Source organism: Nostoc sp. (assembly GCF_036918015.1).
Taxonomy (GTDB): Bacteria; Cyanobacteriota; Cyanobacteriia; order Cyanobacteriales; family Nostocaceae; genus Nostoc.
Genome location: NZ_JBALEO010000096.1, coordinates 11,596 through 31,168, shown reverse-complemented (window position 1 = coordinate 31,168; position 19,573 = coordinate 11,596). Strand labels below are relative to the sequence as shown.

At 42.0% G+C, this 19,573-nt stretch carries 12 protein-coding genes; 5 read left to right on the top strand and 7 right to left on the bottom strand.

Annotation, left to right across the window (positions count from 1 at the left end; genetic code table 11):
• Positions 1–23: 23 nt before the first annotated feature.
• The 3 genes from V7K61_RS30365 to V7K61_RS30355 all read right to left on the bottom strand — a co-directional run bounded on the left by V7K61_RS30365 (position 24) and on the right by V7K61_RS30355 (position 6,573).
• Positions 24–3,998, bottom strand: a complete 3,975-nt coding sequence (locus V7K61_RS30365; RefSeq protein WP_335059379.1) for an AAA-like domain-containing protein — start codon at positions 3,996–3,998, stop codon at positions 24–26.
• A gap of 67 nt (positions 3,999–4,065) precedes the next feature.
• Entirely contained in the window at positions 4,066–4,692 is a 627-nt protein-coding gene (locus V7K61_RS30360) for a type I restriction endonuclease (RefSeq protein WP_335059377.1), read from the bottom strand.
• A gap of 240 nt (positions 4,693–4,932) precedes the next feature.
• Positions 4,933–6,573 carry an AAA-like domain-containing protein gene (locus V7K61_RS30355; RefSeq protein ID WP_335059375.1) on the bottom strand — a complete coding sequence of 547 codons (1,641 nt, stop codon included), beginning with the start codon at positions 6,571–6,573 and terminating at the stop codon, positions 4,933–4,935.
• 99 nt (positions 6,574–6,672) lie between these two features.
• Between V7K61_RS30355 and V7K61_RS30350 the strand changes: the two genes are divergently transcribed.
• Positions 6,673–6,975, top strand: a complete 303-nt coding sequence (locus V7K61_RS30350; protein ID WP_335059373.1) for a hypothetical protein — start codon at positions 6,673–6,675, stop codon at positions 6,973–6,975.
• Between the two features lie 106 nt (positions 6,976–7,081).
• On the opposite strand, the gene V7K61_RS30345 is transcribed toward V7K61_RS30350, so the two are convergent.
• Together V7K61_RS30345 and V7K61_RS30340 are read right to left on the bottom strand one after the other, a co-directional pair.
• The gene (locus V7K61_RS30345; protein ID WP_335059391.1) at positions 7,082–8,125 is read right to left on the bottom strand and encodes a serine/threonine protein kinase; all 1,044 of its coding nucleotides are present in this window, start codon (positions 8,123–8,125) and stop codon (positions 7,082–7,084) included.
• A gap of 128 nt (positions 8,126–8,253) precedes the next feature.
• Complete coding sequence (locus V7K61_RS30340; RefSeq protein ID WP_335059371.1) at positions 8,254–9,147, bottom strand: alpha/beta fold hydrolase; 894 nt, start codon at positions 9,145–9,147, stop codon at positions 8,254–8,256.
• A 330-nt stretch (positions 9,148–9,477) separates the two neighbouring features.
• Here V7K61_RS30340 and V7K61_RS30335 point away from each other — a divergent pair, with 330 nt between their 5' ends.
• On the top strand, positions 9,478–11,130 hold the full coding sequence (locus tag V7K61_RS30335) for an S-layer homology domain-containing protein (protein WP_335059369.1): 1,653 nt from the start codon (positions 9,478–9,480) through the stop codon (positions 11,128–11,130).
• 160 nt (positions 11,131–11,290) lie between these two features.
• Here V7K61_RS30335 and V7K61_RS30330 read toward each other — a convergent pair whose 3' ends face one another.
• Positions 11,291–11,728 (bottom strand): VOC family protein, encoded by a 438-nt coding sequence (locus V7K61_RS30330; RefSeq protein ID WP_335059367.1) that lies wholly within the window; start codon positions 11,726–11,728, stop codon positions 11,291–11,293.
• Positions 11,729–11,842: 114 nt separating this feature from the next.
• On the opposite strand from V7K61_RS30330, the gene V7K61_RS30325 reads away from it, so the two are divergent.
• Positions 11,843–12,622, top strand: a complete 780-nt coding sequence (locus V7K61_RS30325) for an MBL fold metallo-hydrolase (RefSeq protein WP_335059365.1) — start codon at positions 11,843–11,845, stop codon at positions 12,620–12,622.
• Between the two features lie 155 nt (positions 12,623–12,777).
• On the opposite strand, the gene V7K61_RS30320 is transcribed toward V7K61_RS30325, so the two are convergent.
• Positions 12,778–13,803 carry a mechanosensitive ion channel family protein gene (locus tag V7K61_RS30320; protein WP_335059363.1) on the bottom strand — a complete coding sequence of 342 codons (1,026 nt, stop codon included), beginning with the start codon at positions 13,801–13,803 and terminating at the stop codon, positions 12,778–12,780.
• Between the two features lie 108 nt (positions 13,804–13,911).
• On the opposite strand from V7K61_RS30320, the gene V7K61_RS30315 reads away from it, so the two are divergent.
• Both V7K61_RS30315 and V7K61_RS30310 read left to right on the top strand, forming a co-directional pair.
• Positions 13,912–14,829 (top strand): histone deacetylase family protein, encoded by a 918-nt coding sequence (locus tag V7K61_RS30315; RefSeq protein WP_335059361.1) that lies wholly within the window; start codon positions 13,912–13,914, stop codon positions 14,827–14,829.
• A gap of 217 nt (positions 14,830–15,046) precedes the next feature.
• Positions 15,047–19,549, top strand: coding sequence for a translation initiation factor IF-2 N-terminal domain-containing protein (locus V7K61_RS30310; RefSeq protein ID WP_335059359.1), 4,503 nt, complete (start codon positions 15,047–15,049; stop codon positions 19,547–19,549).
• Positions 19,550–19,573: the final 24 nt, after the last annotated feature.

Sequence of the window (19,573 nt, the reverse complement as noted above, 5' to 3'; positions counted from 1 at the left end):
CAAACCACATCTCCCTCATCCCCCTACCGCCCCGAACACACTTTAGGCGCATCAGGATGGCTAGCCAAATAACCCTTAAGCCAACTACAACCCTGCGCTAATAAATCATCAAGATTCAGATTCCACAATTTGATCGTCTCATCACGACTAGCGGAAGCTAAAGTTTTGCCATCCGGGCTGAAGACAACGCTTTCGACCCAACTGCTATGCCCAGTCAGGGTGGTAATTTCTTTGCCCGTCTCCCGATTCCACAATTTGATGGTGTTGTCATAACTGGCGGAAGCTAAAGTTTTGCCATCCGGGCTGAAGACGACACTTCTGACCGAACTGCTATGCCCTCTCAGGGTGGAAATTTCTTTGCCTGTGTCCCGATTCCACAATTTGATGGTGTTGTCATAACTGGCGGAAGCTAAAGTTTTGCCATCCGGGCTGAAGACGACGCTGATGACCGGACTGCTATGCCCAGTCAGGGTGGAAATTTCTTTGCCTGTGTCCCGATTCCACAATTTGATGGTCTTGTCAGCACTAGCGGAAGCTAAAGTTTTGCCATCCGGGCTGAAGACGACGTTGTTGACCCATCGGCTATGCCCTCTCAGGGTGGAAATTTCTTTGCCTGTGTCCCGATCCCACAATTTGATGGTTTTATCATCACTGGCGGAAGCTAAAGTTTTGCCATCCGGGCTGAAGACGACGCTGCTGACCCAACCGCTATGTCCAGTCAGGATAGAAATTTCTTTGCCCATCTCCCGATTCCACAATTTGATGATTTTATCATCACTGGCAAAAGCTAAAGTTTTGCCATCCGGGCTGAAGACCACACTTCTGACCGAACTGCTATGCCCACTCAAGGTGGAAATTTCTTTGCCTGTGTCCAGATTCCACAATTTGATGGTGTCGTCAAGACTGGCGGAAGCTAAAGTTTTGCCATCCGGGCTGAAGACGACGCTTTTGACCCAACTGCTATGCCCACTCAGTGTGGAAATTTCTTTGCCTGTGTCCAGATTCCACAATTTGATGGTGTCGTCAGCACTGGCGGAAGCTAAAGTTTTGCCATCCGGGCTGAAGACGACGCTTTTGACCCAACTGCTATGCCCACTCAGGGTAGTAATTTCTTTGCCTGTGTCCAGATTCCACAATTTGATGGTGTCGTCAGCACTGGCGGAAGCTAAAGTTTTGCCATCCGGGCTCAAGACAACGCTGCTGACCAATCGGCTATGCCCAGTCAGGGTGGAAATTTCTTTGCCTGTGTCCCGATTCCACAATTTAATTGTCTTGTCAGCACTGGCGGAAGCTAAAGTTTTGCCATCCGGGCTGAAGACGACGCTGTAGACCGAACTGCTATGCCCTCTCAGGGTGGAAATTTCTTTGCCTGTGTCCCGATTCCACAATTTGATGGTGTTGTCATCACTGACGGAAGCTAAAGTTTTGCTATCCGGGCTGAAGACGACGCTGTTGATCGAATCGCTATGCCCTTTCAGGGTGGTAATTTCTTTGCTCGTCTCCCGATTCCACAATTTGATGGTTTTATCATCACTAGCGGAAGCTAAAGTTTTGCCATCCGGGCTGAAGACAACGCTGCTGACCGAATCGCTATGCCCACTCAGGATAGAAATTTCTTTGCTCGTCTCCCGATTCCACAATTTGATGGTTTTATCATCACTGGCGGAAGCTAAAGTTTTGCCATCCGGGCTGAAGACGACGCTGTTGACGTCATCACTATGCCCTCTCAAGGTAGAAATTTTTTTGCCTGTGTCTCGATTCCACAATTTGATGGTCTTGTCATCACTAGCGGAAGCTAAAGTTTTGCCATCCGGGCTGAAGACGACGCTGTTGACCCAATAGCTATGACCTTCCAGGCAATTTTGTTCACGAATGTTCAGCAGAATAGTCTGTAAACTAAATAAAGGGCTGTAAGCGGGATAGTCTGCTAAAGATTGTTTATCCTTAACCAGACTTTTCAATGTTCCTGCCGTCTGCATTGCTAATAGCAGACCATCTATTTCCCTTGAATCATTAAACACTCGCAACGCATTTGTTCCCTCTTGTTCCAATTGCGTAGCCGTTAAAGCAACAATTCTTGCTGCTTCTGCCTTTTTTAGTTCCTCAAGAGAAGTTTTACGGGCATCCACTGCCGCATTCAGAGCATTTTGAGCTGTTTGTAATTGTTGTCGCGCCTGCTGTTGTTCTTGCCTTGCCCGATTTAAATCTGCAACAGCTTTTTGACGCTGCTGTTGTGCCTCTTGTTTTTGTTGAATTGCTTGATTTGCCTGTACTTTGGCTTGACTAGCCTTTGCGCTAGCTGCTGCCACTTTGTTTTGAGCTAGTTTCAGGTTTTCCTGTGCCTGATTCACTTTGACATTTGCTGCATTTAGTTTTGAAGTTGCATTACTAAGATTCCGTTTTACCTGTACCGCTTGTTCAGATATCCGTTTATTTTCAGATGATATACGCTGATTCTCTTGCTTGGTTGCTGCGGTTTCTGTCCTCGCGTTTTTTAACTGTCTTTGGGCGTTATTTGTTTCTGTCTTAGCTGATTCTGCTACTTTAATAGCATTCTTGGATACCTCAAGACTTTTTTGAGTAATTATAAATAATGCTACCGCCCCCACCAGAGCAAAACCTAACACTAAAGAACCAATACGAATCCTTTGATTAGCTTTGTGGTTCGCCTCTGCTAAAACCTGTTTCGCCTGTTCCTCTGCCTCCAGCCTTTTCTGCACATCACGCTTTTCCAACTCTTGGCTAGCAGCTAAAAACCGATAGTCCAAATCACTCAAACTTTTACCAACTGCCCATTCTTGGGCATCTTGCAAAGTCTTTCCCCGCAATAACCGCGACTCATCTTGACGTTGAGACTCAGCCCAGGCATTAAATGTATCGGAGTAAGGGCGCAAGTTTGCTAAAATCTTTTCGCACCATTCCTGCTTAAACACCTCTGCGTAAATCCGGTTATAAATTCGCAGATTCCCTTCCCGCTTCACCACCAAACCCGTCAACCGCAGTTCCGTTTGGTCAGCACTATCATCAGCTACTATCTCTCCCTGCTGCAAAATCTGCTGATACAACCCCAACAATCGCCCAGTCCTCTGTTCCCCACTCTGCATGATTCTGTCTCGAATCGTCTTCAAATGCTCCGGCTCATCTTGCGTTTCCCAATTCTCAATAATCCCCTGGCGTACCAACTCTTCTACCCAGTTCCCAACCTCTAGTCCCCAATTTCTAGTCTCCAGTCCCCCCTGCACCACTAACTTACAAACTTTTTGCGTCAAAAACGGCTGTCCTCCCGTCCAGTCCAGCACCACCTGCATCAATTCTTGAGAATCACCCACTTCTGCCAATCCCTGTGCCAAGGGTTGCGCCTCTTGGAGTTGAAAGCCAGTTAAATCAATTGCCTGTCCAATATTAAAAGGTGTCCGGCGTTTATCTTGAATCAAATCTGAAGGCGTAGATACTCCAATCAAAGCAAAGGTGAGGCGATTATATTCAGGATGGTCTGCTCGTCGGTTGTAACAATCGCGGATAACTGCAAAAAAGTCATCCAAGTTGAATAAAAGACTTAGAATGCTGTCAATTTCATCAATAAAAATTACAATCTTTTCAGTAATTGTTTTTAGTAAAATTGTTTCAATAAACTTGCTCAAGCGCTGTACTGGTGAAAGCAACCCGTTATCAGTCCACCAAGTATCTAAATCAAAAGTTGTATAAATATTAAAACTTCCCACCAGAGTATCAATCACCCCGGCATACCACTGTTCTGGGGTAATATCTGCCGTCCCAATCGCTGTAATATCAACAACAGCACAAGCAAATCCCTCTGTTTGCAACTGCTGCATTACCCGCACCCGCAAGCTAGATTTACCCATCTGCCGAGAGTTGAGTACATAACAAAAATCCCCAGCCTTCAAGCCTTCATAGAGGTCATGGTCAGCTTGCCGTCTAACATAAGTTAGGGCATTTTGAGGCAAACTACCACCGACTTGATATTGATACTGGGTCATAAACAATTAAAAATTAAAAATTAAAAATTATGAAATACAAATTTGGTAGGGTATGTTAGGACGGAGACTACGAATTACGGACTAAATAAGCTAGACGTTTTAACACTTTTACCACAGTATCTAGGTCATCTCCGCGATTGAGCGACAGTGTGTAAGATAATGCATATCTTGGTGTATCCTGTTTCGTCAACTTAATAAATTGAAATTCTCTACCATTGGTTACAAAACCAAACGTAGGTTTATCATTACCAGGATTAGCCAACATATAAGCTAATGCTTGAGAAATTGCTACCTCCAAAGAATATTCTGCTCGTTTCGCCTCAATAACAAAAACCCAAAATGGAGGATGAAACACCAAAATATCAATACGTCCTCTAATAATTGTGCCTTCGTCTTCAGAAGAAATTCTTACCTCTTCTTCCGACGCGATGTAGAAAGGCGGTTGATAAAAACCTGCTAGACGCAATAGTGGAGATAGCACCACCATTTTGACTACAGGTTCTAAAATTTGGTAGCGGGATAAATGCAAATATTCTGCCTTGACTTCGTTGAGAGATTGCTTTTCTAAGTCACTCAACTCAGGTAAATCTTGCTGCCACTCTAAAAAAAACTGTTCATTGTCTGCACGTTGTAGCCCAAATTGATCGATTAGTTGAGCTAGGGTTATATCTCTTCCTTGAATAACTTGAACCATTGTTAATCCTTTTAGTTATAGTGATTCAAAAAATGTTTGCGATAGATTACCCCACCCTAACCCTCCCCTTACAAAGGGGAGGGAACTAGATTTTCAGGTTTCCCCCCTTAACAAGGGGGGATTAAGGGGGGTGATACCTGGATAAGCTGAGGAATTTGTCTATGTGTCGCATTCTTTTTTCAAATTGGTATTAAATGCTAATTGGAGATGAAAGTCATATTGCACTCCTAATGTACTTTTTTAATTTTTAATTCCCAAGCGATTCAAAAAATATTGACGATACAATTCACACAGTGGCACTACTTGATTGCCTTGAAACTTAACTAACCCCATACTGCGGAGTTTAAACGCTTCAGTTGTGCCTACATCCACGGCGCGATTTGCCATCATCGCTTGTTTGACCGCAGCTAGCAATTCTGCATCCTCTTGCAAGTTCAGCCAATGGCGGCGTAAATGGTCACTGTAAGGCCCTTCCTCGGTTGCCGCGATTTTTTGCAGATTTTCCAGCGTCATCCTATCACGAGCAATTTCATAAAGCGCTACCCGCACTAAATAAGGATGGCCACCCACGAGTGTCATTAATTCTTCAATTTGTGAGTCAGACCAATTGAGTCCGTGACGCTGTACTAAGTCTTGTACTTGTATTTGATTTAAGTCTGGTAATTCAATGGGTAGACCCACATTAAAAGGCGACTGATTAATATTGAGTGGAATATAAACTTCCTTAGAATGCACAATCACCAACCGGAGATTTTTCCAAACTGTCTCATTCTTTGAGCGCTCATGCCAAGCTCGTAGCAATCCAAAAAAATCAGCAGCAATTATGGGATGCTTGAAGACTTCATCGACTTCATCCAAACCTATAGCTACGGGGGTATTAATTGCGGGTAATAAATACCGTTGAAAGTAATTTGTACATTTATTCTTGCTACCTAAAACACCCTTCCAATACTCGTCTAGCTGATCGGGTAGATTGAGTTCGTAGGTAATGCTGGCACAGAACCACTGCAAAAACTGATCTAAATTGCCGAGAAATTCTGCATCGGCTGACTGGAAATTTACGGGTGCAGTCTGATAGCCATGTTGACTAGCATAATGAAGAACCCGCGACATGAGCGAAGTTTTGCCCATCTGCCGGGGAGCTTTGATGCGAATTAAGGCCCCTGGTTGAAGAATTGCTTCATAACAGTCTACCTCAATAAGCGATCGCTCGACATAGAAAGCAGAGTTTAGAGATACCTGCCCTTCTGGATTTTCTAAGGTGACTGCTGTTTTTATCTCGGTATCTGGAATAGTTTCCCTAGCAGAGATAGTATCTTTAAGATTGTTCCGACTTTTCAGCACTGGGGTCGAAGACTCTGGAATACTTTCTAAATCAATCGCGCTACAGCCAAACTCATAAGCATCCTCATAAGACCTATCAGCACCCAGTGCATCATAAAAGCCTACCGCAAATTTAATCGCAGCGCGATCGCCAATTGCCCGATTCATCCCAACCACACAGTTAATGTGTTGGTAAATTGCCTCAGCTTGCACCTCGCTATAGCAAGCATTTAACAATATACACTCAACTTTGTCTTTAAATAACTTAAATAACCTTGCCAGTGACTCCGTACTCACCAGCTGCATTTCCCCTGTATTATTTTCCAAGGCTAAACCTTGATTTCCTCCACCATGTCCAGAAAAATGGATGATATGAGGATTATGATCTAAAAGCGCACGCCGCAAATCGTCAGGACGTACTGCCCATTTAGTAATAAGTTCAAACTTATCTCGGCTGCGAGAGCGTTGCAACCCTTCCTGAATTTCCCTTACTTCCTCGTCCAAGCGGAGTTTGTCTGTCGTTGTGGGATTAGCTGACACAATCAGGATTTTTTTCACAGCGCTATCAACTATTGAATGCAGGCTTCTGGCTTAGATGTAGTTTACTACAGCAGATAACTACACAATTACTGATAGTGCATTACAGTTAACGAGTATTTGAACTGGATTCATCCACCTTTGAACTCCGTTAACGAGTATTTGAACTGGATTCATCCACCTTTTATCTCCGTTAACGAGTATTTGAACTGGATTCATCCACCTTTTATCTCCGTTAACGAGTGTTTGAACTGGATTCATCCACCTTTTATCTCCGTTAACGAGTGTTTGAACTGGATTCATCCACCTTTTATCTCCGTTAAAGAGTATTTGAACTGGATTCATCCACCTTTTATCTCCGTTAAAGAGTATTTGATACTCATGCAAATTGCAGCAATTTTCACAAGCATGGAATACACATAATTTTAGAGGCACAATATATTGTGCCCCTACGCGTATAGTCTATTCAATTGAAAACCGCTGTAATCCTTAGCCAGATGCAACCTAATTAATCTTAATTTCCGGTTTTTTATTGGCAATTTGAGTTTAAATCAAAGTCTGGACATTCTCTCGCTTCCAGCAATTGCTTAACGGTATTACCAGGCTGACAACTCATCACAGTTGCCCCCATCGCAGCCAATGTAATAACAGTGGCTAGTCCCAATAAAGTAGCTCGTTTTCTAAGTTTGATTTTACTGATTAAATTATCTATCCTAGTGGCACTACCAACAACCTCAATTGACCCAAGTGCTTTTAAAGCAATAGCCGCATTAGCATAGCGGCGTTTTCGGTTACGTTCCACCATTTTCATCAACCACCACCGGAAACGCGGACTGATTTGAGGAACTAATTGCTGGAAATTAAAGCGATAGTTATCATCAATTAATTTGCCAATCTCAACAGAACGGGTATTACTAAGTAAGCAAATTAGTGTTGCTCCTAAACTATATAAATCTGATGCTTTTGTCAGGGAATGACCAAACTGTTCCTCTGGTGGCATAAAACCTGGAGTTCCAGCGATAAAGCTGCTCATAGCTACTTTCGCACCCTGTCTTCTAGCCAATCCAAAATCCACCAGATAAGCATTTAGTTCTTCATCAACCAAAATATTCTCTGGCTTAATATCCCGATGAATAATTGGGGGAACTTGCTTTTGCAGATAAACCAAAATTTCTAAGATGGACAGAGCAATTTGCTTAATTTCTTCAGGATGACATCTGCGTTTTAATCCCAAGGATGGGGCATTTTTATATTCCTGCACCAGATAAAAAGCCCCTGGCATTTCAAAGGAATCTATATAACGAGGAATGCGGGAATGATTGAGTTGTTGCAAGATTTCAATTTCGCGCTGATATGCTTTCACACCTGATAAATCAACACCTGCACGAGCAAAACAAAACTCTTTAATTACCACCAATTGATTAGATTTGAGGACATTAGCTAGATAAGTAATCCGTCCCCCTTCTCGGTTGCGTCCTAGTTCGCTGATGACTTGATAGCCAAGTTCTGAAAAATCTGGATGGTGATTTAAGGGAATTACCCCTTTATCTCCATTACGCACATCAAGCTCCATTTCTTCACATACCATACGAGTTTGATTATGTCAAGGCGCAATTAAAAGATTAAGATCCACTCACCCAGATTGTTAGCCCCATTTTTACCTTGCTTGGGCTAAGACATATCGGCAGAAAGGCGAAATTATTACCTTTGCGCTAGCCAATCGACAATCTGGGCATTGACAACATCTGGAACCTCATCGTGAGGACAATGACCGGCATTGGGAATGGGAACAATTTTGATTTCTTTGCCATTCTCCCGTGCCTTTTCGTAAATCTTGGCCCCGGTAATTGGTGTCCAAGGGTCGTCAGCACCCCATATTACTAATAAAGGACGTTCTACTTTGGGCAAAAGTTCCTCTGGACTGGGGCCAGGAGGGGCTGTGAGTATAGATGCGAAGACTTGTTGCGCTCCTGGGTCGCAAGAGGGAGTATAAAGTAAATCGACTAATTCATCGGTGACGGCTTGGCGATCGCGGTAAACTTGGTAGAGGGTGCGGCGAATCTGGGCTTTTTGACGGATGCGGTTATAGACAAATTTACCTGTAATTGGCGATCGCACAAACCGATTAAAAGCTGCCATCAGCATCCGTAGCGGCGGGTTCAATTCGTGAGGACGATGGCTCAAACCACCCGCAGAGTTAATTAAAATACCACCAGCAGCAATTTCTGGATGTTCTACCAGTACTATTAAGCTCAAAAGTGCGCCGATGGAGTTGCCAATAAATACAGCAGGTTCTTGGATGTGTGCTGTGCAGAAATCTTTCAACAGTTCCACCCAAACTTCTACACTGTAATCAATGGGCGCTTTATCGGAACCACCAAAACCTAAAAGGTCTATAGCAAATACCTGGTAGCCAGCATCAGCTAAAACTGGGATATTTTTGCGCCAGTGTCCAATGGAAGCGCCAAAGCCGTGAACCAGAACCAAAGGGCGTCCTGTACCCATGACAGTGTACTGAATTTTGTAACCCTGCCAAGTCCAAAAGAATTTTTCAAAGGCATCTTGAGTTGCAAGCTGCTGTGTCGTTACAGTCATTATTAAGATTAATAAAGTGTTTCTTTAATATAGTAATGTTCTCTGACCGAAATTTGAGTGCTGAGTGATGAGTGCTGAGTGCTGAGTAAAAAAAGCAATAATCACACTCCAAACTCCTAACTCCAAACTCCTAACTCCTAACTCCTAACTCCAAACTCCTAACTCCAAACTCCTAACTCCTAACTCAGCACTCAGCACTCAGCACTCATTAGATGTTAGTTCCATCTACCCCAAGGGATTAATAAGTCGAGGGATACCAAATCGCCCTGTGACTTTTTAGACGAATGGTAGTGTGGGATGAAATATATAACTCAAAGTAACTTTGCTCAAATGAGCAAATTTGTTCTTGCTGCAACCTCTGTAGCAATATTTTCGCCAATATCTTCTGCCTATGCAGCTTTAGGGTTCTCTACCATCGTCGCTCAAATAACAGATAATTCCACAGAACAACAACTTTTAGCCCATAAGGAAGTAGAAACAAGGAATCACACCACTATCCAACGGCAAACTGTGACTACAGAAAGCCGTAAAGTTTCGGTAAAAGCGAAAAAAACAGGTTTTAGCCTTGCCATTTGGCAACCATCTGGTAATTTTTCAGAAGTGATTGCTCGCATTTCTGTTAAAAGTAAAAGTGGCCAGAGCTATTTAAAAGAGCAGTTTTTGGGTGATTACAAGTACAAGATTAAGCAAAAAGCAAAATTTGTTAAGGGGTTAAAAGCTAGCGATCGCATCGTCGTGCGATTGTATGATGTTCAAAACCGCTTTATTGGCTATAGCGAATTTGAATGTTTGCCAGCAAATACCACAGTTCACCTGATTTTGTCAGCCAAACCTAGAGAATACCAAGTCGTTCGCACTGTTTATGGTGTTGATGCTGACCAAAATGGCACTATTGACGCAGGTACTACCACTTACGACTACTTCACCCAAGTCAGGAACCAACGTGTTATTTTCCTAAGCAGTTCCCAAACTTTTCAAGGTAGTCAGTTCCAAGTAGAAGGTTTGTCAAAAATTGCCGGAACCAGCGTTTATCCCGTCTCTTTTACTCAGGGTGATTATGCTTTAGTGCGTCAGTCCTTCGTGAATATCTTTAATTCCGACTTGGCAAAGGTTTTGCAGGCTACTCCTGGCAGTTTGGTGCAGGTGATTGAAGTCAGGGATAACTCTAGCTACGACATCAGCCAAATGCTGATAAATTATCGCCAAGTTAGACTGTCTCGCCCTCTCCAGGTTGAGTTTTCTGATGTTTCCACAGACTACTGGGCTAAAGATTTTATTGCCGAATTGGCCTCAATGGAAATTCTCGAAGGTTTTCCTGATGGGACTTTCCGCCCTGATGCACCAGTAACTCGTGCCCAATTTGCGGCAATGGTGCGGAAAGCCTTTACCAAGGGGAAAATTCGTCGAGCAGTAGCATTTAAGGATGTCTCAACTCAATATTGGGCTTACAATGCCATCAGCGAAGTTTATCAAATGGGCTTTTTAAACGCTGTTATTGGCAAGGATTTCAACCCCACTCAAAGGCTTTCCCGCCTTGACATTTTGGTAGCATTAGCGCGGGGATTAAATTATCAAAGCAGTGGTTCCACGGATACGATCTTATCTGTTTACAGCGATGCAAATACTATTCGTAGTGAATATCGCAGTCTGATTGCTGCTTTGACACAACGCGGTATAGTCGTCAACTATCCCAACGTGAACTTGCTAAATGCTGAACGGGTAGCAACCAGGTCTGAAGTGTCTGCTTTACTATACCAAGCCCTATCTAGCACTGGACAGGTAGCAAACATTTCCTCGCAGTACGTCGTTGGACAGCAACAAGTTGCAGCAGAGCAGCAGACTGAAACTTCAAGGGCGCGCATCAAACCGCGTCGCCATTGCAACCAAGGAATTGGTAATGGTTCTGAGGGCTGTGACCCAGGCAATTCCCGCCCTCACGGCGGTAGTAACGACGAAGGTGGACGCATCCCTGGTAATAAGTAATATCATGTCCGCATAATTAGTTATGCTAACCGCAGTCATTGCACCCCACCCCTTAATCCCCTCCCCGCAAGCGGGGAGGGGAGACAAAGCGTAGCTTTGGCGGGGGTGGGGTTCTTCGGGTTTAATAAGCAATCAAGCGGACATGATATAACACCAATTTTTAAGAGACGCGATTAATCGCGTCTCTAGCTTGCTCAACTGTAAAACTAATTTCCTGACCATAGGAAATTTCTAGTGTATGACCATCTGGGTCTTGAAGATAAGCCCAGTAACCAACCGGATGGCCCCAGTCATTTGGCCCAGTCAGCAGTATTCCCTCAGTGCGTGCCTCATTGCACAGGCGATCGATTTCCTCACGATTCTGATAAGCTACCCCAAGATGGGATTGTGGTAAGAGTGCGCCTTCTACTTTAGCTACTTTAATTAGGACAATTACAAAAGGTCTAGTCAGGTCACTAATCCAAGCAACATCTGATTGAGTCGCTCGATCGATGCGATGATGCACGACTGTCATCTGGGCATACTTTGCATAAAATGAGATACTTGCATCAACATCACTGACTGCAAGTGCAATGTGAGTGAAACCAAGATCGGACATAAAAAGAACTCCGTATGTAGACGTTGACCGGACGAATGTAGGTGTTGGGCTGAGTGCTTACTAAGAAAGGTGACACCATTGATAATGAAGGTAGGCGTTATCTTCACAAAATTTATGTTTTTAACTTGGTTAGACAGCAACTCTTGGCTATTGGAAATCGGCGGGAAACGAATACTAATTGACCCTTGGCTGGTTGGTTCGTTAATTTTCAGCAATTTGGATTGGTTATTTAAAGGCTCGCGATCGCAAGAGCGCCCAATCCCAGATAATATCGATCTGATCCTTTTATCTCAGGGTTTAGAAGACCATAGTCACCCACCAACACTTAAGCGACTCGACCACAGCATCAAGGTTGTAGCTTCTCCCAATGCAGCCAAGGTAGTACAGCAATTAGGTTATACCCAGGTAACGGTATTGGCTCATGGTGAAACTTTCACTTTAGATAATCAAGTTGAAATCAAGGCTTTCCCCGGCTCGCCCATTGGCCCGACTCTGGTAGAAAATAGCTATCTCCTCAAAGAATTGGAAAGTGGTTTAACTGTATACTACGAGCCTCATGGGTATCATTCTCCACAACTTCAGCAAGCTGCACCTATCGATGTAGTGATTACACCGTTTATTGACATGACCCTACCTTTGCTTGGGCCGATTATTAAAGGGAAAAATAGTTCATTAGAAGTAGTAAAGTCGTTAAAACCTCAAGTAATATTACCTACTGCGGCTGGTGGGGATATATTCTTTGAGGGATTGTTGATGAAACTTATTCAGACTAAAGGAAGTAGTGAAGAATTTCGTTCGTTGCTAAAAGAGAACAATCTTTCAACGCAGGTACTTGAGCCGAAACCAGGCGATCGCTTTGAACTACCATTAGAAAAACGAGCATTAGCAATCTAAGTTGCACCTAGCCCTAGCGATTACAAATCGAGGTTTTCAACCCGCGCAGGTGGTCACTGAGCTTGTCGTACCCCTCCGGGGAAGCAAGCTACGCGCAGCGTCTCGTAGAGAAGTGCGGGTTTCATCTGTATAGCCGCGACTTCTAGTCGCCAGGGCTAATTTTGTTCCATAGCTGAATTATCTTGCATATACACTTGTCTAATCGGAAAAGGAATTTTAATTCCTGCTTGCTGATAGCGCTTGTGTAATTTTTTGACAAATAGATGTTTCCCAATACGCTGATCGAAGTATTCGCTGACGCGCATATAAAGCGTAAAATCTATACTAAAATCATTAAAAGTATGAAATCTGATATATGGTTCACTTTCTTTTAATTCCGGTGCAATTTCTTGCATAACTTCCTTGGCAACTTCTACAGTCACTTTTTCAACCTGTTCCAAATCGCTATCATAACTAACACCAACATCTATTGTTAAAGTAATTTCCTTTGCAGGTAAATGATAATTTGTGAAAATCGCAGAAGACAACTTAGAATTGGGAACAATGACAACATTATTAGAAATTTCTCTAATTGTCGTATTGCGCCAAGAAATATCTATCACATATCCCTCATGTCCAGCATCTAATTTCACATAATCACCGGTTCTAACTTGCTTAGAAATAATTAAGTAGAAACCAGAAAACAAATTGGCGAGTGTGTCTTGAAGAGCCAAACCAACTGCTAAACCACCAATACCTAAAGTAGTAACTATTGGTGTAATTTGAACACCTACCGTTTGCAAAATGATTAATGTTCCCAAAACTAAAACAGTAGTCTTAGCTAGGTTAGAAATTAGTGATGTGGGAACCCCTTCTGCTCTACGAATATATAAATTAAGAAAACCAGCAGTCAATTTGGCTAAGACTAAGGTTATTGAATACAGCAATGCCATCGTCAAAACTTTTTGCAGTACGATCGCAATATCTGGCTTGAGGGGTGCGCTCACAACTGCCCAAAAAAAACCGCCAATGACAAACCAAAGAAAAGTCATGCGGTGCAGAGAGTAAAATATGATATTACCCCCGGCAATTCGTTTATTATTAACGAATGTTTCTAGTTTTTTGAAGATAACTTTTTCACCAATTATTCCAGCCAGTAAGCCAGCTAAAATAAACACTATCGGCGGAATCCATTCCATCATATCAATTTTAAATTTGGAATTTTAGATTTAGGAGAGCAGCATTTTTGCTGTGATTATGGCTAAATTTTACCTTGTTGTCGGTTTAGCTGCTTGAGATTTTCTTTCCTTATGGACTTGCCAATTATTTACCACCCAGATTATATTGCTCCCCTACCTGAAGGGCATCGCTTCCCGATGTCTAAGTTCCGACAACTCTACGAATTGCTGTTAGCTGATGGTGTAGCGAATCAAGAACAATTTCACACCCCTGAACGTCCGCCACTCGAATTGATAGAGTTAGTCCACACCCCAAACTATGTTCAAGCTTATTGTGAAGGAACCCTAGACCCCAAAGCACAGCGACGCATTGGTTTGCCTTGGAGTCCGGCGTTAGCAAATCGTACCTGTGTAGCGGTGGGTGGTACAATACTGACTGCGAAACTGGCACTAAGTCAAGGTTTAGCTTGTAATACAGCTGGTGGAACTCATCATGCCTTTCCTAGTTATGGGTCTGGTTTTTGTATTTTCAACGATTTAGCGATCGCTTGTCGCGTTTTACAAAAATTCGGACTCGTGCAAAAAATCCTAATTGTAGATTTAGATGTCCATCAAGGAGACGGCACAGCTTTTATCTTCCAAGACGACGACAGCGTTTTTACTTTCTCTATGCACTGCGAAGTCAATTTTCCCGGTACTAAACAAAACAGCGATTTAGATGTTCCTTTGCCGGTGGGAATGGAAGATGACGCTTATTTACAAACCTTGGCGAATTATTTATCAGATTTATTGTCTAAAGTCAAGCCAGACTTAGTATTTTATGATGCTGGTGTTGACCCTCATATAGGCGATCGCTTGGGCAAATTAGCCCTTACCGATGCTGGCATTTTTCGCCGGGAAATGCAGGTTTTAAGTACCTGTGTGAATAGCGGTTATCCTGTCGCCTGCGTTATTGGCGGCGGTTATGCTGATGACATGAAATCTCTTGTTTGGCGACATTCCCTACTGCATCGCGCCGCCAGTCAAGTTTACCGCCAGTACAAACTATAGTCATTTAGTGGGCAATACTACCCAAAATCGTCAAGTTTTTAAACGCAGAGTATTTCCAAATATAATTCGTAGCGAATAGGACTAAAATAAACTTTGCACTACTCTGCGCTTACCTCTGCGCGACGGCAGTCGCTACAACGGAGGGAACCCCCGCAACGCGCTGCCTCCCCTTTGCGTTTAAATTTAAACCCTATTTTGTCAGCAAAGGCACTACTGGATGAACAACGGCAAACTCAGAATCTACGAACTAGCAAAAGAATTGAATTTGGATAGCAAGAAGCTATTAGTAATTTGTGAAAAACTAAAAATTGTAGTCAAAAGCCATACTAGTGCAATTTCAGAATCTGATGGAGAACGCATTCGTCTAGCGATAAATAAACTAACAGCAAAATCCTCGAAAACTACTAAAACAACCTCTGAAGATTGGGGCTATACGTTTATAGCTTCAGCAATTGATAGCTTTATCCGCCATTTTGAAGGTGAAGCGGCCCTTAAATCATATCCTGAATTTAGAGAGCGACGCGATCGCGCCAATGAGTTAATGTCTGAATGTGTCGGTAAAAAGCCTTCTCTATTTTATGTACGTCGCAAAGGTGCAGGGAAAGAAGCAAGAGAAGAAATTTGGGATTTGACAATAGCAACAGACAGCAATGATTTTCAGTTACCTACAAGACTTGAGAAGCTCAGAAAAACATTAGGATTTAGAGCGGCTGTACCAAAAGATGGACGCGGCGGTTTAAAAATACTTTCGGCTCAATTATTACAACCCTCACGGGGACACGCCGACAGCTATGCTATACCTTGCCGTTTGCGTTTGCTGCCTAATCATCAGCATCATCTAGACATTCCGGCTGCAACATTAAAACGCGTCGTCGCTGCGCCAGTTTGTGGCGAAAATGTGCCTACAGAAGAACAGCTAAAAGCTTGGAAAGCGTTTTTGCAAATTGAAGAAAAAATCGCGAAAGCGCGTCAGTTTTGCGTGCGTTATGTAAGTCATAACTATAACTTCAAAAGACGAATCAGTTTTGAAATAGATGTAGCCTCAGCTACCCTTGACGGCTTTTATCAAAATTCCCTCGAATTAGAAAACTTTTGGGAACGAGCAAGACGCACAAAAAACGAAGATTTAAAGCTTTTTGAAACTGCTCCCGTCGGCAAAAATTGGATTAGCGGTCGTCAATTAGGGACTGTTGAAGAAGTTGACCCCAACCGTTGTATTATCAGCCTGAGATTAGAACGTGACTTAGCTGAATTCATGGCAGCAGAGCGTTATAAGTTGCCAGATACAGGATTTTTGTGTTTTGAGGCAGTTGGTGATATTCAGCAGATTCAGCGTAAGAAAAAAGCTTTAGATGATTTGAATAACGGTTACACCCAAAATCCCTATTTGGGTAACTTTTTATTCGATGCTTCTCAGGCTAGACAAATCAAAACAACTGTTGAACTTCAACCACAAGATTTATTATTATCTTCTGCAAATCCTGGTCAGAAAGCAGCAGTAGAAAAGGTACTTGCCGCTAAGGATCTTGTTCTCATCCAAGGGCCACCAGGTACTGGAAAAACTACCGTAATTGCCGAGATTTGCTATCAAATTGCCCTTCGCGGTGGACGCACTCTAATTGCATCTCAAGCCAATTTAGCAGTAGATAACGCCTTGAGTCGATTAGTTCACAACCCAGTGATTCGGGCTGTACGAAAAGGGAGAGCCGAAAAAGTTGGGGAAGAAGGACAGCCATTTTTAGAAGACCAAGTGATTGGCAGATGGCTAGAAAATACTGCAACTGACTGTGAAAATAATCTGACTCAACGGCTGGAAAATATCAAAATATTCAGTCAATTACTGGCATCATCACAAAGATTTACCGCTTACTTACAAGCAGAGGCGGAATTTAATCAGCAACAAAATAAATTCAATAAAAATAAGATAAAACTAGAGATAAATTTTCAAAATCAAGAAAAATATTACAACGAAACTGTAGAAAAACAGAACGAGGTTGAATCACTAATTGCAAAATTAGCAAATATATTAAATACTTTACCAAATATCAACTGGGAAGCTTCTGAAGTTACAGATTTTTTGCCACTTCTTAAGCCCTACACAGAAGGTAACAGCTTAGTAGAAGAATTTTTAGCAAATGTTCGTCAAACCATCAAATATACTGATGAACTTAGCTTTGTGCGTCCGGCGCTTGGTGCTTTTGGTTTAGCGGCTTGGTTGCATGAAACTGTAGCAATAGAAATTTCTGGATTTAAAACTTCTTTGACTTATGCTCAAGAGGTAAGTAAAGCCATCTTAGAAGTTGCAGCATCAGTGGAGGTTGTCAAACAAAATTTCGCCTCGTTGAATCAGTTACAACCAGATTATCAGCAATATCTTACCAAACTGCAAAATATACAGCAAACAATCCAGATATGGCAAAACCGCCAACGGGAAATAGATTACATTATCTCAGCAGTTAAGGAATGGAAATCTACAGCACCTTCTCATCTCTATCAAACTTTAAAAGAATGTCAGCAATCAGGTTTACCACTCACAGAAAATTTAGTTGACTTACCGCTAGGTTTGTTGATGTTTGCTAACACATTAAAACTACCAATAGTACCAAAAACTTATAAAATTAACCTACCTGAATGGGACTTATTGACAAAAGCGATCGCTTATGAAATAGATGGAGGTTTTACTGATAGACAGGGGAAACAGCATAATTTCAGTTATTTTTTACAACAAAACTTTAGCCAGATTCCAATGGTGCTATCAAAGAGCGATACCTACGGTGGGCAAAGCCTACGCACCCAATGGCAAGAAACCTATCAACAGTTTAGCAATTATCAGCTACTCAACCCCAAACAGCGAAAATTACTAGTTGAAAATACCCAGGTTTTCTTAGTTAGAATGCAACGGACTTATGGTGCATCATGGGAATGGAATAATATTGACTCTACTCTCACCCGCCTTACAGAAGAATTGCTAGATACTATCCTTGCAAATGCGCGTCAATGCGTTTTAAAAGTCAAAACGGAAACTGAACAACAGCTTCAGCTTCTGCAACGACAATTAAATGAACTTCAGAAAAATGAAGTTAGCCAACAGCAAATATCTATTACTCAAGCTGAGGTAGAAAAAGCACAGCAAGATGCTAATTCACAACTTGCACGAGTTATTAATAACTTGCAAGAACTTAATCAAAAAAATATCCCTGCTCAATTACGAATTCAAGTTGAAAAATATCTTGCAACACAATCAAACATTTGGGAGCATCCCCAAGAATTTGCAAATCAAGTAAATTACTGGGAAACTTCTATCAGTCAGCTTCAAACCTTAATCTCATCATTAGAACCTTTTGCTGTACTGGAGATAATTAAACATTCTCTAAATGAGCATTTATCAAAGCTACAAGAAGAAACTGAAACTTCTCTACAGCAACTTCAGAAATTACAAATTAATCTACGTGAGGTAGAACAAAAATCACAACCACAGCCATTAGGAAACCTAAGAGAAGAACGAAGCTGGTGGTTGACAAAATGGCAAACAATACCTGATAAATTTAAACCAGAAAATTCCCAATGCGACTTATTTAGTATAGAGTTTTTACGCAATATCAATACTCAGTTTGAATCTTGGCAGCAACAACTCCAAAAAGATGAAACCTATCTCAAGAAGTATCAAAATTTTGTACAAGATTGGATAGGAAAATTAAGAGAGCCAACTGAAGGCGATAGGGACGATTTAAGACGCATATATTTAGATAATGCAAACGTCGTCGGCATCACCTGTGTTCAAGCTGCAAATAGAGGTTTTTCGGAAGAATTCAAATCTTTTGATGTCGTCATTATCGATGAAGTTAGTAAGTGTACTCCACCAGAGTTACTAATCCCAGCATTGAAAGGCAAAAAGTTAGTCATGGTAGGCGATCATCGGCAATTACCACCCATGCTTGATACCAACACTATAGAAGAAGTTGCTCAAACAATGGGTAATACACGAGACGAACTACAATTCTTAGAAGAATCACTATTTAAAAGTCAGTTTGAATCTGCTGATGAAAGCATCAAACAAATGCTAACTACACAATATCGAATGCACCCTTTTATTATGGGAGCAATCAATCAGTTTTATGACGGTAAACTAGAATCTGGGATTTTGGAGCCTGATACAAAACGCGCACATCATCTAGCAGGCGAAATTATCCAAGAATCTCAGCATCTTCTCTGGGTAAAAACGCCTATAGAGAATCAGTTTTTAGAGCAAAAAAATGGAACTTCGTACTTTAATACTCCAGAAATTGATGCGATTGAACGTTTGTGTCATCAGTTTGAGAATACTTGGGCTTCTAAAGTTGCTAATGGTGAACCCAAAAAAGAAATTGCCGTAATTACATTTTATGGCGCTCAATTAAGAAAAATTGATGAGCGTTTGCAATCTGAACTTTTCCCTTCCCTAGAAATTCGTACTGGTACAGTAGATAGATTTCAAGGAATGGAAAGACCTGTTGTAATTGTCAGTATGGTTCGCAACAATAGTAAAGGAGATGTGGGATTTGCTAAGAAGCCAGAACGAGTAAATGTTGCATTTTCCCGCGCTCAAGAACTCCTGATAATTGTGGGTTGTCATAATTTATTTACCCATCAATCAGGTAAAGTCGGAAGTATGTATTCAGAAGTTTCAAATATTGTCAGTCTTCATGATGGTTTCGTTGATGTTTCTCGCCTCTTCAGCTAAATCTGTGGTGTGCTTACGCATAGC

Bases quoted from the DNA above. Each gene is read 5' to 3' on its own strand.
- V7K61_RS30365 (WP_335059379.1), bottom strand. From the start codon at position 3,998: ATGACCCAGTATCAATATCAAGTCGGTGGTAGTTTGCCTCAAAATGCC.
- V7K61_RS30360 (WP_335059377.1), bottom strand. From the start codon at position 4,692: ATGGTTCAAGTTATTCAAGGAAGAGATATAACCCTAGCTCAACTAATC.
- V7K61_RS30345 (WP_335059391.1), bottom strand. From the start codon at position 8,125: ATGGAGCTTGATGTGCGTAATGGAGATAAAGGGGTAATTCCCTTAAAT.
- V7K61_RS30340 (WP_335059371.1), bottom strand. From the start codon at position 9,147: ATGACTGTAACGACACAGCAGCTTGCAACTCAAGATGCCTTTGAAAAA.
- V7K61_RS30335 (WP_335059369.1), top strand. From the start codon at position 9,478: ATGAGCAAATTTGTTCTTGCTGCAACCTCTGTAGCAATATTTTCGCCA.
- V7K61_RS30330 (WP_335059367.1), bottom strand. From the start codon at position 11,728: ATGTCCGATCTTGGTTTCACTCACATTGCACTTGCAGTCAGTGATGTT.
- V7K61_RS30325 (WP_335059365.1), top strand. From the start codon at position 11,843: ATGTTTTTAACTTGGTTAGACAGCAACTCTTGGCTATTGGAAATCGGC.
- V7K61_RS30320 (WP_335059363.1), bottom strand. From the start codon at position 13,803: ATGATGGAATGGATTCCGCCGATAGTGTTTATTTTAGCTGGCTTACTG.
- V7K61_RS30315 (WP_335059361.1), top strand. From the start codon at position 13,912: ATGGACTTGCCAATTATTTACCACCCAGATTATATTGCTCCCCTACCT.
- V7K61_RS30310 (WP_335059359.1), top strand. From the start codon at position 15,047: ATGAACAACGGCAAACTCAGAATCTACGAACTAGCAAAAGAATTGAAT.